This window comes from Campylobacter sp. CFSAN093259 (assembly GCF_012889985.1).
Classification (GTDB): domain Bacteria; phylum Campylobacterota; class Campylobacteria; order Campylobacterales; family Campylobacteraceae; genus Campylobacter_D; species Campylobacter_D jejuni.
Map to the genome: position 1 here is coordinate 132,477 of NZ_CP040617.1, position 16,972 is coordinate 149,448.

A 16,972-nucleotide genomic window follows, 5' to 3' on the forward strand; every position below is an offset into this window, starting at 1 on the left:
GATTTTTTACCTAAAGCTTTATTAAAAGCTGTATAATAGCAAAAAAAATTTAACAAAAAAACTAAGGTAGAAAGTATGAAAATAGCAATTATAGGGCTTGGGCTTATGGGTGGATCTTTAGGGCTTTGTTTGAAAGAAAATAAGCTTATTTCTTGTGTTTATGGTATGGATTTAAGCAAAGAAAATGAAAAAGATGCCCTGCAATTAGGTCTTATTCATGAGCTTATAGAATTTAAAGATTTAGCTTTATGTGATATGATTTTTGTCGCAACTCCTGTTGATGCTATTATAGAAATTTTGCAAAAGTTAGTTGATTTGCCTTCTAATGTAACAATTATAGAGCTTGGAAGTACAAAAAGAAAAATTATAGAAAGTTTGCCTAAGAATTTAATCAAACAAACTCTTTTTGCTCATCCTATGACAGGAACTGAAAATTCAGGTCCAAAAGCAGCTTTTAAAGAGCTTTATAAAGATGCAGTTTGTGTTCTTTGTGATAGTGAAATAGCTGATGATTTACATCAAAAAAGAGCGGTAGAAATTTTTTCTCATTTAGGGATGAAAATTGTTTTTATGGATAGTAAAGCCCATGATCATCATGCTGCTATTATTTCTCATTTGCCTCATGTTATAAGTTTTTCTTTGGCAAATTTTGTAATGAAGGAAGAAGATAAAAGAAATATTGTTCATTTAGCCGGAGGATCTTTTAAAGGTATGAGCAGAATTGCCAAATCATCGCCACAAATGTGGGAAAGTATTTTTTTACAAAATAAAGATAACTTATTAAGTTCTATTGATTTTTTTCAACAAGAATTAGAGAGATGTAAACAAATGATACAATTAGACAAAAACGATGAATTAAGAGAATGGATGAAACAGGCTAATACCCTAAGAGAAATTTTATAAATTTGCTAGATATTTACTGAAAATATAATAGAATTTATATTAAAAGCAACAAAAACATTGAAAATTTTTAAGGAAGGTTATGGTAAAAAGAAAAGGCAAAACTTATTTATCTGTTTTAATTTTAGTTTTAATAGCAATTTTGATTTTTTTTATTTCAAGATTAAGTATTTTTGAAAAAAATCCTCCTCAAATTTTAATGCCAGATGTTGTATATACTGATCTTAAAAAACCTATTTTAGTGCATATTAAAGATGATGAAAGTTCTATCAAAAATGTACAAATTATATTGCATAAAGACGACAATACTAGTGCAATGGTTATAGCAGATGAAAAGATTTCTAATTTAAAAGATATTACCTTACAAGTTGCTTTGCCAAAATTTGGTTACAAAGAAAATGTAAAATCTTTTGTTTTGGAGGTGATAGCTAAAGATTCTAGTTTTTGGAATTTTTTTAGTGGCAATGAAGCAAGAAAACAAATTGCGGTATTAGTAGATAATACGGCTCCAAAAATCAATATCATAAGCAATTCTTACCAAATCGAGCAAGGCGGTGCCGGGGCAGTTGTTTTTAAGGCTGATGATGCTAATTTAGATAAGGTGTATATAGAAACAAATAAAGGTAAAATCTTTAAAGCCACACCTTATGTAAAAGAAGGATATTATGCGGCTTTGATTGCTTGGGATGCAAGAGATGAGGAATTTCGTGCATTTGTTATCGCTACGGATAAAGCGGGCAATATTTCAAAAGAACGTATAAGGTATTATTTTGTTAATCGTAAATATCGTGTTTCAAATATCAATCTAACGGATAAATTTTTAGATGGAAAGATTGAGAATTTAGCAAATCAGTACGCTCCAAAAGATAATAATCTCAATCGTTATGAAAAATTTAAGTTTGTCAATGAAACTTTAAGAAATAGCAATGAAAAACTTATCCATGAAATCACTTCAAAAGTACCTGAGGAAAAAATTGATAATTTTGATTTGAATTTATTTTTACCTCTTAAAAATGGTATGAAAGTAGCGGATTTTGCTGATCATAGGTATTATTCTTATAATGGGCAATTTGTGAGTGATTCTTATCATATGGGGCTTGATCTAGCAAGCGTAGCACAAGCTCCTATCATAAGTAATAACGCAGGCAAGGTTGTTTTTGCTGCTGAAAATGGAATTTATGGTTTAAATTTAATTGTTTATCATGGTTTTGGAGTATATAGTCTTTATGGGCACTGTTCTTCTAAAAATGTTGATTTAGATGAAATGATTAATAAACAAAGCATTATAGGCAAAACAGGAACAAGTGGTTTAGCCTTAGGCGATCATTTGCATTTTGGAGTTTTGGTTCAAGGGGTTGAAACGCGTCCTGAACAATGGCAAGATAAAAAATGGATAGAAAATAATATTTACAATGTTTTAAATGATGGTAAAAAGATAATTTTAGGAAAAAATTAATGAAACAATTAACTTTAGCAAAAACTGTCAAAGGCGTAGGTATAGGACTTCATAAGGGTGAACCCATAGAAATTACTTTAGAGCCTTTAGAAGCAAATAGTGGTATAGTATTTTTTAGAAGTGATCTTAATGCAAGCTATAAGGCAAGTCCTGAAAATGTGATCAATACTCAAATGGCAACTGTTTTAGGAGATGAAAGAGGGTTTATTTCTACAATAGAGCATTTAATGAGTGCGATTAATGCTTATGGAATCGATAATGTACGCATAGTTTTAAATGCAAATGAAGCTCCTGTTATGGATGGATCAAGTATTAGTTTTTGTATGATGCTTGATGAAGCAGGGGTAAAAGAACTTGATGCGCCTAAAAAAATTATGGTAATTAAAAAGCCTATAGAAGTAAGAGATGGTAATAAATTTGTGCGTTTAACTCCTACTAAAGAACCCCGTATTAATTACACAATTAAATTTGACAATGCTGTTATAGGTGAACAAAGTTACAATTTTGAATTCAGCAAAAAAAATTATATAGAAAACATAGCAAGAGCTAGAACTTTTGGTTTTTTAAAAGATGTTCAAGCTCTTAGGAGTATGAATTTAGCACTAGGTGGAAGTTTAGAAAATACTATAGTGGTAGATGAAAATCGTATTTTAAATCCTGAAGGTTTGCGTTTCAAAGATGAGTTTGTAAGACATAAAATTTTAGATGCAATTGGAGATTTAACCTTACTTGGATATCGTGTTTTTGGGGATTATACTTCATATGCTGGGAGTCATCATTTAAATCATTTACTCACTAAAGAAGTTTTAAAAGATAAAGATGCTTATGAAATTGTAAGCCTTGAAAAAACAACCCAAAAAGCTTATGAAAAGGTATTTGCATAAAAACTTCTCTTTTACTTAATACTTTATCTAAGCCTTTAATGATCGGAATTTATCAAGATGATAAACTTATAAAAACTTATAAAAGTGAAGAAAAAGCAAGCGAATTTTTACCAAAAATTTTAGATGAATTGCTTAAAGAATATGATTTTACAAGTTTAATCTATGCTAATGGTCCAGGTTCTTATATGGGGATTAAAATTTCTTATGTAAGTTTGAGTACTTTAAGTATAGTAAAAAATATTCCTTTATTTGCGGTGAGTGCTTTTGAATTAAATGGCTATAAACCCATAAGTGCAAATAAAAATTTTTGTTTTGTATATAAGGAAGGTGAAATTTATTTAGAGCAAAATATCCCAGCAGAGTTTTTTTTACCAAAAAATTTACAAGAGCTTAAACTAAATAATGATAATCTTCCCTTTTATTTTTTAGATGCAATTTAGGATGAAATTTGAAAATTTTAGTTCCAGCTACGAGTGCGAATTTAGGGCCAGGTTTTGATTGTTTAGGACTTAGTTTAAAGCTTTTTAATGAAACTCAAATCCAAAAATCAGGTGTTTTTAGCATTAGTATTGGAGGCGAGGGAAGTGATAATATTTTTCTTAAAAAAAACAATATATTTGTAAATATTTTTTATGAAATTTATGAAAAACTAAGCGGAAAAAAAGATAATTTTCGTTTTATTTTTCAAAATAACATTCCTCTTTCAAGAGGATTAGGAAGCTCTTCAGCTGTGATTGTTGGAGCTATTGCCAGTGCTTATTATATGAGTGGATTTAAGGTAGAAAAAGAACGTATTTTAGATGAAGCTTTAATTTATGAAAACCATCCAGATAATATCGCTCCAGCTACTCTTGGTGGTTTTGTGTGTTCTTTGGTTGAAAAAAATAAAGTTTATAGTATCAAAAAAGAGATTGATAAAGATTTAGCTGCTGTGGTTGTGATCCCAAATTTGGCAATGAGCACGGAACAATCACGCCAAGCTTTGGCCAAAAATTTAAGTTTTAATGATGCGGTTTTCAACCTTTCTCATGCTTCATTTTTAACCGCTTGTTTTTTGGAGAAAAAATATGAATTTTTAAAATTTGCAAGTCAAGATAAGCTCCATGAAATCAATCGTATGAAAAACTTACCCGAGCTTTTTGAAGTGCAAAAATTTGCCTTAGAAAATAAAGCTTTAATGAGCACACTTTCAGGTTCGGGATCGAGCTTTTTTTCTTTAGCTTTTAAAGATGACGCTTTAGCTTTGGCAAAGAAAATACAAACAAAATTTAAAGATTTTCGTGTGCAATATTTAGAATTTGATGATAATGGCTTTGAAATTTGCTAAAAAATATAAAAAAAAGATATAATTTTGAAAAAACATATACCAATTAGAATGTGCATAGTGTGTAAAAACCGCTTTGAGCAAAATATGTTATTTAGATTTAAAGTTGTTTTAGGAGATATTGTGCCTAAAGCAGAACATGGAAGAAGCGGATATTTATGTCAAAATTGTATTGAGAGAGAAGATAAAGTCTTACAAAAAGCATTTTCTAAAATATGTAAAAATTTAAATACTAAAATTACTCAGCAAGGACTTAAGGAGATATTTTTAAATGGCAAAGATTAGAATTCATGAAATCGCAAAAGAATTAGGTTATGATAGTAAGGAAATTATTGAAAAGGCAAATGAATTAGGACTTGGAATTAAAACAGCATCAAATGCTGTAGAACCTGAGATCGCGGCAGCTATTTATGAGTATATACAAACAAGAGAAATTCCAGAAGCTTTTAAGAAAAATATCAAAACTCCTACGGCAAAAAAGCCTAAAAAAGAAAATATAAAAGAACAAGAAAAGCTAAATGAATCTGAAAAAAAAGAACCTAAAAAAGAAGAAAAGCTTAAACAAGAAGTTAAAAAAGAAGAATTAAAAATTGAAAAAGAAAATGCAAAAGAGGAAGAAAAACAAGAAATTATTGATGCTCATAAGCCACAAAGCCTTGCTAGTGCAACTTTAGCCAAAAGACGCGGACTTGTTATTGTTAAAAAGAAAAAAGACGAAGAAGAAATTCAAGTTAAAAAAGAAGAAGTAAAAAATTCAAATGATATATCTATCAATAATGAAGAGCGCTTAAGTTTAAAAACTATGTTTTCAAATGCTGATGAGAGTTTAAAGAAAAAGAAAAAAGAAAAAAAATCTTTTGTTGCGAGTAAAAAAGAAAGTACCGAAAAAATGAATTTTTTAGATGAACATGATTTTGGTGATATTTCTTTAGATGATGAAGATGAGGTAGTATTACCTGATTTTAGTGTAAAAGAACAAGAAAAACCACAAAATATCAATAAAAAACAACCTAATTTTATAAGACAAGCTGTTGGAAATTCTGCGGGTTTTGGGCTTGAAGGTGGAATTCAAAGAAGAAGTCGTAAAAAACCATCTAAAAAGATTGAAAAAAAGGAAGTAGAAGAAGTAGGTAGCGTTGCTATTTCTAAAGAAATTCGTGTATATGAATTCGCTGATAAGATAGGAAAAAGCACTAGTGAAGTGATTTCAAAACTTTTCATGCTTGGAATGATGACAACAAAAAATGATTTCTTAGATGAAGATGCGATTGAAATTTTGGCTGCTGAATTTGGTATAGAGATCAATATCATTAACGAGGCTGATGAGTTTGATTATGTAAAAGACTATGAAGAAGAGACTGATGAAAAAGATTTAGTGACTAGAGCACCTGTGATTACCATCATGGGGCATGTTGATCATGGTAAAACTTCTTTGTTAGATTATATTAGAAAATCACGCGTTGCAAGTGGTGAAGCAGGGGGTATTACTCAGCACGTGGGTGCTTATATGGTAGAAAAAAACGGGCGTAAAATTACTTTTATTGATACTCCAGGTCACGAAGCTTTTACTGCTATGCGTGCAAGGGGTGCAAGTATCACTGATATTGTAATCATCGTTGTAGCCGCAGATGATGGGGTAAAACCACAAACTAAAGAAGCGATAAATCATGCTAAAGCAGCAGGTGTGCCTATTATTATTGCTATTAATAAAATGGATAAAGAAGCAGCAAATCCCGATATGGTAAAAACTCAACTCGCAGAAATGGAAATCATGCCAGTAGAATGGGGCGGATCTTATGAATTTGTAGGAGTTTCGGCTAAAACAGGAATGGGGATTGAAGATTTGCTTGAAATCGTGCTTTTACAAGCTGATATTTTAGAACTTAAAGCCAATCCAAAAAGTTTTGCTAAAGCAAGCATTATAGAAAGTTCTGTGCAAAAAGGGCGTGGTGCGGTGGCTACTATCATTGTGCAAAATGGAACACTTACTGTAGGAAGTACCGTGGTTGCAGGCGAGGCTTATGGAAAAGTGCGTGCGATGAGCGATGATCAAGGTAAAGCCTTAAAAGAAATTAAACCAGGCGAATGTGGGGTTATCGTAGGGCTTAGTGAAGTAGCAGATGCAGGTGAAATTTTAATCGCAGTAAAAACCGATAAAGAAGCAAGAGAATATGCTAATAAACGCCACGAATACAATCGCCAAAAAGAACTTAGCAAATCCACTAAAGTTAGCATTGATGAGCTTGGAGCTAAGATCAAAGAAGGTAATCTAAAAGCCTTGCCTGTTATTTTAAAAGCTGATGTGCAAGGCTCTTTAGAAGCCTTAAAGGCAAGTTTAGAAAAACTTAGAAATGATGAGATTAAAGTGAATATCATTCATAGTGGAGTAGGAGGAATCACGCAAAGTGATATAGAGCTTGCAAGTGCGAGTGAAAACTCTATAGTACTAGGTTTTAACATACGCCCAACAGGGGAAGTTAAAGAGCGTTCTAAAGATAAAGGCGTAGAAATTAAAACTTATAATGTGATTTATAATCTTTTAGATGATGTAAAAGCCTTGCTTGGTGGTATGATGAGTCCGATTATTTCTGAAGAGCAATTAGGACAAGCAGAGATTAGACAAGTGATCAATGTGCCAAAAATCGGACAAATTGCAGGTTGTATGGTAACCGAAGGGGTGATTAACCGTGGGGCTAAAATTCGCCTTATCCGTGATGGAGTTGTGGTTTATGAGGGAAATGTAAGCTCACTTAAACGCTTTAAAGATGATGCTAAAGAAGTGGCAAAAGGCTATGAATGTGGCGTAGGTATAGAAGGGTGCGATGATATGAGAGTGGGTGATTATATAGAAAGCTATAAAGAAGTAGAGGAACAAGCAAGCCTATGAACCCAAGTGAGATTAAAAAACTACGCACTGAAAGTATCTTAAAAGAGCTAATCCCTGAAGCTTTAGCAAATTTAGATGATGAAAATTTGAAAAATTTGTGTGTAGTGGATGTAGAGTGTAAAAAAGGCAGATATGATGCTTTTGTGTATCTTGATAAGATGTTTTTTAATGTTCATGAGCAAGAAAAAATTTTATCTTCTTTAAAAAAGGCAAGTAGAGCTTTGCAAAATTACTGCATGAGTGAGCAGGGTTGGTATAGGTGTCCGAATTTTCATTTTAAATTTGATGATAGGCTTGAGTATCAAAACCATATGGATGCACTTTTTGAAAAAATAAAAAAGGATAAAAATGAATCTTGAAGCCCTTTGCAAAGAAGCAGAGCTTAGCTTTTATGATGATGAGCTAGTAAGTGAAAATGGCAGAAAAATTTATAGAATTTATGTGCAAAAAGAAGGTGGGGTAAATCTTGATGATTGTGCAAGGCTTAGTGAAATTTTATCGCCTATTTTTGATGTAGAGCCACCTGTAAATGGGGAGTATTTTTTAGAAGTATCTTCACCAGGACTTGAAAGAAAACTTAGCAAGATAGAACACTTTGCTAAAAGTATAGGTGAACTTGTGAAGATCACAACCAATGAAAAAGAAAAATTCGAAGCAAAAATCATTGCTGTAGATGATGAAAATATCACTTTAGAAAATTTAGAAAATAAAGAAAAAACTACTATAAATTTTAATGATATAAAAAAAGCTAGAACCTTTGTGGAGTGGTAAGAAATCTAAATATGATTTAAAAATAGCATAATTTAAGGATTTGGTAATGTGGAATTTAGATGAAAAAAAATTACAAGAAATGCATGATGGCTTTTTAAATTTTCAAGAAGTATGGACTTTAGAAAAAGTTAAAAATATGACTCTTGAAGAATATACTAACATTAAAAAAGATAATCCAAATAGAGATGATTTTACTTTTTGGATAGAAAGCAAATTGGATAATCTAGGAAGTATTTGGGGTGGCTCAGCTTTTAAATTTGGTATATATAGAAGAAATGATGAAAGTCAGAAAGAATCTTCTAACGGTAGATTATATAGTCAAAATTATGCTTGGATTGCTAAATATGGCAATAATGAAAATGAAGCATTTAATAATATCAAAGAAAAAATCATACAAATAATACAAGCAAGTCAAGATAATAATTTAAAAGCTATAGAAAAAATAGATTTTGGGGATGCAATTAAATGGAAAATAGCTTTTCATTATCAAGATGTAAAGAATATAAAAATAGTTAATATTTTTTCTAAAAATGTTTTAGATTTAATATCTTTAAATGAATTTAAAGAAAAATTAAAAATATATCAAATACATAAAAAATCATTAGAGAATAAAAATTTATCATTAGTTAAAATGATAGAAAATATAGCTATTCCTTTATGGAATAAATATGGCATGAATAGCCAAAATTATATAGATAAAATGAAAAATTTATTTAGTGAATATTTAAATAAAAAGAAATTAGATAGAAATACTATAAATAAATATATTCAAGTTATAGAAAATATATCAAAAGAATTTTTAAAAGAAAATCTATATAGTTGTGATTTATTTAGTTTTGATCAAAATATAAATAAATTAAATAAAAATGAAGAATTTGAGTTAAAAAACAGCAATGGAAACAATATGTATTCTAGTGCATTGAATTATTATAGAGCTTTTTTGATTGATTATTATGAACAAGATATTTTTATAACTGAAAGAGTGCAATCTGAGGAATCAAATATGAAAATTATACCCTTAAATCAAATTCTTTATGGGCCTCCAGGGACAGGAAAAACTTATCGTACTATAGATAAGGCTTTAGAGATTATATCAAAAGAAGAAAAAATACAAATTCCAAGCGAAGATGATAGGATAAATAGAAAAAAATTATTTGATGAATATGTAAAAAATGGACAAATAGTATTTACTACTTTTCATCAAAGCTATGGATACGAAGAATTTGTAGAAGGCATAAAACCTATAATAGACAATGATGAAAATTCTCAAGAAGTAAAATATGATATAAAAGATGGGATTTTTAAAAAGCTTTGTAAAAAAGCTTTGGATAAAAAAAGAAAAATTATAAATAATGAAGATATATCTATTGATAAAAATTCAAAAGTTTGGAAAATTTCTTTAGGAGTTAATGCTTCATTAAGAGATGAGTGTTTTGAAAAAAATAAAATTTGTATAGGTTGGAATGATATTCCAAAAAATAAAGATGAGCGTTTTTTAAATTTAGGTTCAAATGATAAAAATAGTATAATAAGTTTTGTAGAATACATGCAAATAGGAGATTTGGTATGTGTTTTTAATACTTCAAAAACTATAAAAGGTGTAGGGGTTATTGTAAGTGATGTTAAATATAGTGATGGAGAATATCAAACTTATAGAGAAGTTAAATGGATTTCCAAAGATAATGAAATAAATATTCTTGACTTAAATAATGATAAAATTTTAGTGCAAAAAACCGTTTATGAGTTATATAGAATTAGTTCTAATGATTTATTAGCAAAGATAAATCTAAATAATCCTAAAGATAACACTAACAATTTAGAAATTGCAGAAGATAATACAACAAAGAATTTTATAATCATCATCGATGAGATCAATCGTGGTAATGTAAGTAAGATTTTTGGTGAGCTTATAACCTTGATAGAGCCTAGTAAAAGGATAGGTGAAAAAGAAGAGTTAAAAGTGACTTTGCCTTATAGCGGTGAAGAATTTGGGGTGCCTAAAAATGTTTATATCATAGGCACTATGAATACAGCCGATAGAAGCATAACTTCTCTTGATACAGCTTTAAGAAGAAGATTTGAATTTGTTGAGATGATGCCTAATTCTGATTTACTTAATAATGTTTTTATTTGTAAAGATGTAGAAAATCCAAATGAAGACGAAGATTATTTAGGAGATGATGCTAAAACAGAGGGTTATGCAGAGATACTTCAAAATATTTTAATAAGTATAAATAAAAGAATTGAATTTTTATTAGATAGAGAAAAAACTATAGGGCATGCATTTTTTATGAGTGAAGCTGTTAAATTTAATAAAAATAATTGGATTAAGCCAGATGAATATGAAGAAGATTGGTATGTTTTAAGTATCTCAAAGTTAAAAAAAGTTTTTCAAAACAAAATTATCCCGCTTTTGCAAGAGTATTTTTATAATGATTATGCTTTGATTAATGCGGTTTTAAATGATAATGGTATGATTTTTGAAGATAAAAAAGACGATAAATATCTTCAAAAAATAAAAAATCTAGATAGTGTTAATAGCGAGAGAAGTATTTATAATATTGCTTCATTTGATGATAAAATTTGGGATAAAATAGAAATATATCAAGCAATTTATAATGATGAAATAGCAAATAAATTAAAAAACGAAAATGAATAGTATTTTTTCCATCATCGAATACCAAGCTTTTTCTAAAGAAGATTTAAAAGAAATTTTCAAAGAAAAGGCCGAAGGGTTTTATAAAGAGCTAGAAGACTTTGCAAAAAATAATGAAAATCTTCTAGGCTTTAAAAACAAAAATTCCTTAAAAGCTAAAAATTATGTCGGCATTATACAGACTAAAAGCGGGGTTTTGGAGATTTTGCCAAAATGCACGAATTTAGATAGTTATAAAAAAGAAGATAGTTCTTCAAATCATGACAAAGAAAAACTAAGAAGATGTTATGAATTAGACAATATTTCTAAAAATAATGATTTTTATGAAAAAGATTTTAAATTTAATCCTAAAAATCTTTTGATAAATATGCTAAAAACCTTAAAAAACTCCCCGTTTAAAAAATCGCAAATTTCATCTTTGCAAAGTTCTAAAATTCCTTTATTTGAAGTGTTTATCACTATGTTTTTAGATGAATTTGATAGCGTATATAAAAAAGGCTTGATGAGATCTTATCTAAGTTGCGAAGAAAATAGGGCTTTTTTAAAGGGAAAATTACTATTTAACGAGCATATCAAGCGAAATTTGATACACAAAGAAAGATTTTTTACAAGCAATGATGAGTTTGTTTTAGATATAGCACCCAATCGTTTGATAAAATCAACGCTAAATTTTTTAAAATCAAAAACAAGTTTGAATAAATTTAGACTTATAAAATCTATGCAAATTCTCGATGAGGTAGAATTTTCTAAAAATTATGAAAAAGATTTTAGTTATAAAATTTCAAGACATTTTGATTATTATGAAAACTTGCTTTTGTGGTGTAAAATTTTCTTAAAAAATGAAAGTTTTATGCCTTATCATGGTAAAAATGAAGCTTTTGCTTTGCTTTTTCCTATGGAGAAAATTTTTGAAGATTATGTAGCTTATATGCTAAAAAAAGTAAATCCAGCTCAAGATATTAAAGTTCAAAACAATGGAAAGTATTTAATCTCAAAAAATGATGAAAATTGTTTCATGTTAAAGCCTGATTTATATATAGAAAATAAAATGATCCTAGATACCAAATGGAAAATTCCAAATGATAGTGAAGATGAGAAAAAACAGGGTATAGAACAAAGCGATTTGTATCAAATGTTTGCTTATGCTTGCAAATTTAAAATTTATGATATTAAACTTGTGTATCCTTTATGTGAAAAAACTCAAGATTTACAAAGAAAAATCGCAGAAAAATTTTTTGTTTTTAAGGCAAGCGAACATTTGTATTTTAAAGAACAAGGGCAAAAAGATATAAAAGTGCAAGTGTGTTTTGCACCTTTACCTTTTTAAAAATTTGCCTATCAAATGCATTAAAAAACCAAAACAAGCTACAGCTATGATACAAGCACCGCTTGAGAGGTTAAGATAATAGCTAAGTATAAGTCCTAAAACACAAAAAATCATACTTAAAAAACTTGCTAAAACCATGATAAAGCCAAGTTTTTTGGTGAAATTTTCAGCAATAAAGCTTGGGATACTAAGTAAAGCCATAACCAAAATAAGCCCTACAAGGCGTATAGAAATAACTATACAAAAAGCCATAAGGGCGATTAAAAGATAATGAAAAAAACTTGTATTGATACCACGAACTTTTGCAAATTCCGCATCAAAGCTTAATGCTTCAAATTGTCTATAAAATAAAAAGATCAAAAGCACCACCACGCTATCAACCAAAGCCATAAGCCATAAATCTTGTGTTCCTACAGCCAAAATGCTCCCAAAAAGATAAGCCATTAAATCTGTGTTATAACTAGGGCTTAAATCGATTAAAATAATCCCAACAGCCATTCCAAAAGCCCAGATTACAGCGATAATACTATCACTTCTGTGTTCATAGCGTTTAGCTAAAAAAGCTACTAAAAAAGCCAAAAATAAAGTAAATATTCCCGTGCTTAATAAAATAGGCAAAGAGAAATAAAAAGCTATACCTATACCACCAAAAGCCCCATGTGTTATACCTCCAGCCATAGAAAAAAGGCGATTTATCATCACCAAAGTACCTATGATCCCACAAGCTATACTGACTAAAATCGCTCCTAGTAAAGCGTTTTGAAAAAAGGTGAAATTTAAAATTTCAAGCATTATTTTCCTTTGAAAATTTTAAACAAAAATTTTCTTTTTTAAATTCTGTTTTTTTCAAATTTCTTCTTGTAAATTCTTGTTCGCATAGTTTTTTACTATCGCAATTTTCTTCATCGCAAAAACAAGTATTTAAACTCATTTCTACATCACAAAAATGAGAGTGGTTTTCGTATAAGTGTTTTAAAAATGAACTTTTTTCTTTTTCTTTAGTGTTGGTATGCAAGAAAAGTTCTTTGTTTAAATGTGCAATTTTATCGCTATAAGCTAATACAAGGTTGATATCGTGACAAATGAGTAAAATTCCCATGCCTTTTTGGTGCAAAGAGCTTAGAAGTTCAAAAATTTGTATAGCAGACTTGTTATCAACGCTTGCGGTAGGTTCATCTAAAATAAGCATTTTGCATTCACTAGCTAAGGCTCTTGCGATAAAAACACGTTGCCTTTGTCCTCCGCTTAAAGAATCAATGGTTTTGTTCCAAAATTTTTCCATTCCTACACTTTTTAAAGCTTGCATAGCTTTTTCTTTATCTTTTTTCCCATAAAAACCAAAAATTTTTTTACTTACAAGTCCCATAAGAACGATTTCAAGTACTCTTGGGCAAAAATTAGGATTGGCTAGAGTGTGTTGAGGAACATAGCCTATTTCTTTTCTTTGAAGAGCTTTGAAATGGATTTCATTTTTGGATTTTAAAAGTCCTAAGATAAGTTTTACGAGTGTTGATTTTCCTGCACCATTTGGACCTATGATAGAGAGAAAGTCTTTATTGTCATAGCTAAGATTGATGTTTTTTAAGATGATTTCATTATCATAAGCGTAGTTTAGATTAGAAATTTCAAAAAAAAGCATCAAAAAACCTGATTATAAATTATGAGAAAAGGCATCAGCAGTTTTTAAAAGCTCATTTTCCCAATCATAAGATAAATGATCTATTTTGTAAATTTTTGCATCACATTCTTTAGCAAGTGTTTTTGCTGCATTTTCAGGGAAACCATTTTGAACAAAAATGACTTTTAAATTTTTATCTTTCATTAGAGTGATAAGTTTTTGCAAATCTTTGCTTTTTGGTTCCTTGCCTAAAATTTCTACAGGAATTTGCGTAAGATTATAGCGTTTTGCAAAATATGTCCAAGAAGGATGATAAACTACAAATTCTCTATTTTTTAATTTTTCTAATTTTGAGGCAATTTGTAAATTTAAACTATCTAATTCTGCTAAAAATTTATCTAAATTTTCTTTATATAAATTTTCATTTTGTGGATATTTTTGAATTAAGGTGTCATAAATATTTAAAGCCATAGTTTGGACTAAAATAGGATCTAGCCAAGTATGAGGATCAAAATGCTCATGTTCGTGGTGTTCATGCTCATGAGAGTGTTCGTGTGTATCATGAGTTTGAATCAAAGCTATGTTTTTTTGCATATTTACAACTTGAAGTTTTGGAAAATTTTGTTTAAATTTATCCGTAAAAACTTTTTCAAATTCTAAGCCTATAGTGAAATAAATATCACTTTTTTCAAGTTTTTTCATAGTACTTGGTTTAAATTCAAAATTATGCTCATTGCTATTTGGGGGCAAAATAACATTGATATCTAGAGTATTTGCAGCTATTTTTTTAACAAAAAATGCTTGAGGTGCTATACTGACACTAACTAAATTGCTACTAGTATTTTGTTCTTGCTCTAAATTTTTAGCTTGTGTGAAAGTATAAAATATCCCTAAAGATAAGATAAATAATATAATTTTTTTCAAAATATTTCCTTTCGATATAAATTTTTTAAATTATAACGATATTAAGCTTAATACATAGAATTTTCGAAGCGATATTTATTTAAATAAAATTTTTTATTACTTTTATATTTAAGTAAAAATCTAGATTTTTTAATTTATAATTCTAAAACTTTATGTAGATATCTCTATAAAATAATATTAGAAAGGAGCGCTTAAATTATGAAAAGCGTAAAATTGAAGGTTTCACTGATTGCAAATTTAATCGCAGTAGTGTGTTTGATAATTTTAGGTGTTGTAACATTTATATTTGTAAAGCAAGCAATTTTTCATGAAGTTGTGAATGCTGAAATAAATTATGTTAAAACGGCTAAAAATTCTATAGAGTCTTTTAAGGCAAGAAATTCTTTAGCTCTTGAAAGTTTAGCTAAAAGTATTTTAAAGCATCCTATAGAACAGTTAGATAGTCAAGATGCTTTAATGCATTATGTTGGAAAAGATTTAAAGAATTTTAGAGATGCTGGAAGATTCTTAGCAGTTTATATTGCTCAACCAAATGGCGAACTTGTTGTAAGCGATCCAGACTCTGATGCTAAAAATTTAGATTTTGGAACTTATGGAAAAGCTGATAATTATGATGCTAGAACAAGAGAGTATTATATAGAAGCAGTTAAAACAAATAAACTTTATATTACCCCATCTTATATTGATGTAACTACAAATTTACCTTGCTTTACATATTCTATTCCGCTTTATAAAGATGGTAAATTTATAGGGGTTTTGGCTGTAGATATTCTTGCGGCAGATTTGCAAGCTGAATTTGAAAATTTACCAGGTAGAACTTTTGTATTTGATGAAGAAAATAAAGTATTTGTTTCTACAGACAAAGCTCTTTTACAAAAAGGTTATGATATTAGTGCAATTGCAAATCTTGCTAAAACTAAAGAGGATCTTGAACCTTTTGAGTATACTAGACCAAAAGATGGTAATGAAAGATTTGCTGTATGCACAAAGGTTTCTGGAATTTATACTGCTTGCGTTGGAGAGCCAATAGAACAAATAGAAGCTCCAGTTTATAAAATTGCATTTATACAAACTGCGATTGTTATTTTTACAAGTATTATTAGCGTCATCCTCCTTTATTTCATCGTATCAAAATACCTCTCCCCACTTGCAGCTATCCAAACAGGTTTAACTTCATTCTTTGATTTTATCAACTATAAAACAAAAAATGTTTCTACTATAGAAGTAAAAAGTAATGATGAATTTGGACAAATCTCAAATGCTATCAATGAAAACATTCTTGCTACTAAAAGAGGTTTAGAACAAGACAATCAAGCCGTTAAAGAATCAGTTCAAACCGTATCAGTTGTAGAAGGTGGTAATTTAACAGCAAGAATTACTGCTAATCCAAGAAACCCACAGCTTATTGAACTTAAAAATGTTCTAAATAAACTTCTTGATGTTTTACAAGCTAGAGTAGGTTCTGATATGAATGCTATTCATAAAATTTTTGAAGAATACAAAAGCTTAGACTTTAGAAATAAATTAGAAAATGCTAGCGGTAGTGTAGAATTAACTACTAATGCTTTAGGTGATGAAATAGTTAAAATGCTAAAACAAAGTTCAGACTTTGCTAATGCTTTAGCTAATGAAAGTGGAAAATGACAAACTGCTGTTCAAAGCTTAACCACTTCTTCAAATTCTCAAGCTTAATCGTTAGAAGAAACTGCAGCAGCTTTAGAAGAGATCACTTCTTCTATGCAAAATGTTTCAGTTAAAACTAGTGATGTTATCACTCAATCTGAAGAGATTAAAAATGTTACAGGTATTATAGGTGATATTGCAGATCAAATCAATCTTTTAGCTTTAAATGCAGCTATTGAAGCAGCTCGTGCTGGAGAACATGGTAGAGGCTTTGCAGTGGTAGCTGATGAAGTTAGAAAGTTAGCTGAAAGAACTCAAAAGTCTTTATCAGAAATTGAAGCTAATACTAATTTACTTGTTCAATCTATCAATGATATGGCAGAAAGTATTAAAGAACAAACTGCAGGTATCACTCAAATCAATGATAGCGTAGCTCAAATTGATCAAACTACTAAAGATAATGTTGAAATTGCTAATGAATCAGCTATTATTTCTAGTACAGTAAGTGATATAGCTAATAATATCTTAGAAGATGTTAAGAAGAAAAGGTTTTAATTAGTCATTTATACCTAGTGAAAAACTAGGTATAAATTTTTCCTTCA

At 29.3% G+C, this 16,972-nt stretch carries 14 protein-coding genes and 1 pseudogene; 12 read left to right on the forward strand and 3 right to left on the reverse strand.

Features of this window, described 5'->3' with window-relative positions; translation table 11 throughout:
* The first annotated feature begins 75 nt into the window (after positions 1-75).
* The 11 genes from FBF20_RS00645 to FBF20_RS00695 all read left to right on the forward strand — a co-directional run bounded on the left by FBF20_RS00645 (position 76) and on the right by FBF20_RS00695 (position 12,205).
* A complete protein-coding gene (locus FBF20_RS00645) occupies positions 76-903 on the forward strand; it encodes a prephenate dehydrogenase (RefSeq protein ID WP_002851653.1) in 828 nt (275 codons plus the stop codon).
* A 79-nt stretch (positions 904-982) separates the two neighbouring features.
* Positions 983-2,356 carry a M23 family metallopeptidase gene (locus FBF20_RS00650; RefSeq protein WP_002917336.1) on the forward strand — a complete coding sequence of 458 codons (1,374 nt, stop codon included), beginning with the start codon at positions 983-985 and terminating at the stop codon, positions 2,354-2,356.
* A complete protein-coding gene (gene lpxC / locus FBF20_RS00655; RefSeq protein ID WP_002851689.1) occupies positions 2,356-3,240 on the forward strand; it encodes a UDP-3-O-acyl-N-acetylglucosamine deacetylase in 885 nt (294 codons plus the stop codon). Before FBF20_RS00650 ends, lpxC begins: the two co-directional genes overlap by 1 nt.
* A gap of 38 nt (positions 3,241-3,278) precedes the next feature.
* Positions 3,279-3,680: a tRNA (adenosine(37)-N6)-threonylcarbamoyltransferase complex dimerization subunit type 1 TsaB gene (locus tag FBF20_RS00660; RefSeq protein WP_002873672.1), complete on the forward strand. Its 402-nt coding sequence runs from the start codon at positions 3,279-3,281 to the stop codon at positions 3,678-3,680.
* A gap of 8 nt (positions 3,681-3,688) precedes the next feature.
* Positions 3,689-4,567: a homoserine kinase gene (gene thrB / locus FBF20_RS00665; RefSeq protein WP_002851909.1), complete on the forward strand. Its 879-nt coding sequence runs from the start codon at positions 3,689-3,691 to the stop codon at positions 4,565-4,567.
* Between the two features lie 24 nt (positions 4,568-4,591).
* Positions 4,592-4,849, forward strand: coding sequence for a YlxR family protein (locus FBF20_RS00670; RefSeq protein WP_002859353.1), 258 nt, complete (start codon positions 4,592-4,594; stop codon positions 4,847-4,849).
* Positions 4,836-7,451 (forward strand): translation initiation factor IF-2, encoded by a 2,616-nt coding sequence (infB, locus tag FBF20_RS00675; protein ID WP_002851655.1) that lies wholly within the window; start codon positions 4,836-4,838, stop codon positions 7,449-7,451. Before FBF20_RS00670 ends, infB begins: the two co-directional genes overlap by 14 nt.
* A complete protein-coding gene (rbfA, locus tag FBF20_RS00680; RefSeq protein ID WP_002778650.1) occupies positions 7,448-7,810 on the forward strand; it encodes a 30S ribosome-binding factor RbfA in 363 nt (120 codons plus the stop codon). Before infB ends, rbfA begins: the two co-directional genes overlap by 4 nt.
* On the forward strand, positions 7,800-8,222 hold the full coding sequence (gene rimP, locus FBF20_RS00685) for a ribosome maturation factor RimP (RefSeq protein ID WP_002857456.1): 423 nt from the start codon (positions 7,800-7,802) through the stop codon (positions 8,220-8,222). Before rbfA ends, rimP begins: the two co-directional genes overlap by 11 nt.
* A gap of 46 nt (positions 8,223-8,268) precedes the next feature.
* Positions 8,269-10,881 carry an McrB family protein gene (locus tag FBF20_RS00690; protein ID WP_002917339.1) on the forward strand — a complete coding sequence of 871 codons (2,613 nt, stop codon included), beginning with the start codon at positions 8,269-8,271 and terminating at the stop codon, positions 10,879-10,881.
* The gene (locus tag FBF20_RS00695; protein WP_002858668.1) at positions 10,874-12,205 is read left to right on the forward strand and encodes an McrC family protein; all 1,332 of its coding nucleotides are present in this window, start codon (positions 10,874-10,876) and stop codon (positions 12,203-12,205) included. The genes FBF20_RS00690 and FBF20_RS00695 overlap by 8 nt, the downstream gene beginning before the upstream one ends.
* Here FBF20_RS00695 and FBF20_RS00700 read toward each other — a convergent pair.
* The 3 genes from FBF20_RS00700 to FBF20_RS00710 are packed head-to-tail and all read right to left on the reverse strand — an operon-like array spanning position 12,194 to position 14,747.
* Complete coding sequence (locus FBF20_RS00700) at positions 12,194-12,997, reverse strand: metal ABC transporter permease (protein ID WP_002857348.1); 804 nt, start codon at positions 12,995-12,997, stop codon at positions 12,194-12,196. The genes FBF20_RS00695 and FBF20_RS00700 overlap by 12 nt on opposite strands.
* Positions 12,990-13,844 carry a metal ABC transporter ATP-binding protein gene (locus FBF20_RS00705; RefSeq protein WP_002872247.1) on the reverse strand — a complete coding sequence of 285 codons (855 nt, stop codon included), beginning with the start codon at positions 13,842-13,844 and terminating at the stop codon, positions 12,990-12,992. The genes FBF20_RS00700 and FBF20_RS00705 overlap by 8 nt, the downstream gene beginning before the upstream one ends.
* Before the next feature lie 12 nt (positions 13,845-13,856).
* A complete protein-coding gene (locus FBF20_RS00710; RefSeq protein WP_002917341.1) occupies positions 13,857-14,747 on the reverse strand; it encodes a zinc ABC transporter substrate-binding protein in 891 nt (296 codons plus the stop codon).
* Between the two features lie 198 nt (positions 14,748-14,945).
* Between FBF20_RS00710 and FBF20_RS00715 the strand changes: the two are divergent.
* A pseudogene (locus FBF20_RS00715) lies at positions 14,946-16,925 on the forward strand (methyl-accepting chemotaxis protein).
* The last annotated feature ends 47 nt before the right edge of the window (positions 16,926-16,972 follow it).

Bases quoted from the DNA above. Each gene is read 5' to 3' on its own strand.
- FBF20_RS00700 (WP_002857348.1), bottom strand. From the start codon at position 12,997: ATGCTTGAAATTTTAAATTTCACCTTTTTTCAAAACGCTTTACTAGGA.
- FBF20_RS00695 (WP_002858668.1), top strand. From the start codon at position 10,874: ATGAATAGTATTTTTTCCATCATCGAATACCAAGCTTTTTCTAAAGAA.
- FBF20_RS00650 (WP_002917336.1), top strand. From the start codon at position 983: ATGGTAAAAAGAAAAGGCAAAACTTATTTATCTGTTTTAATTTTAGTT.
- rimP (WP_002857456.1), top strand. From the start codon at position 7,800: ATGAATCTTGAAGCCCTTTGCAAAGAAGCAGAGCTTAGCTTTTATGAT.
- FBF20_RS00660 (WP_002873672.1), top strand. From the start codon at position 3,279: ATGATCGGAATTTATCAAGATGATAAACTTATAAAAACTTATAAAAGT.
- FBF20_RS00705 (WP_002872247.1), bottom strand. From the start codon at position 13,844: ATGCTTTTTTTTGAAATTTCTAATCTAAACTACGCTTATGATAATGAA.
- rbfA (WP_002778650.1), top strand. From the start codon at position 7,448: ATGAACCCAAGTGAGATTAAAAAACTACGCACTGAAAGTATCTTAAAA.
- FBF20_RS00690 (WP_002917339.1), top strand. From the start codon at position 8,269: ATGTGGAATTTAGATGAAAAAAAATTACAAGAAATGCATGATGGCTTT.
- lpxC (WP_002851689.1), top strand. From the start codon at position 2,356: ATGAAACAATTAACTTTAGCAAAAACTGTCAAAGGCGTAGGTATAGGA.
- infB (WP_002851655.1), top strand. From the start codon at position 4,836: ATGGCAAAGATTAGAATTCATGAAATCGCAAAAGAATTAGGTTATGAT.
- FBF20_RS00645 (WP_002851653.1), top strand. From the start codon at position 76: ATGAAAATAGCAATTATAGGGCTTGGGCTTATGGGTGGATCTTTAGGG.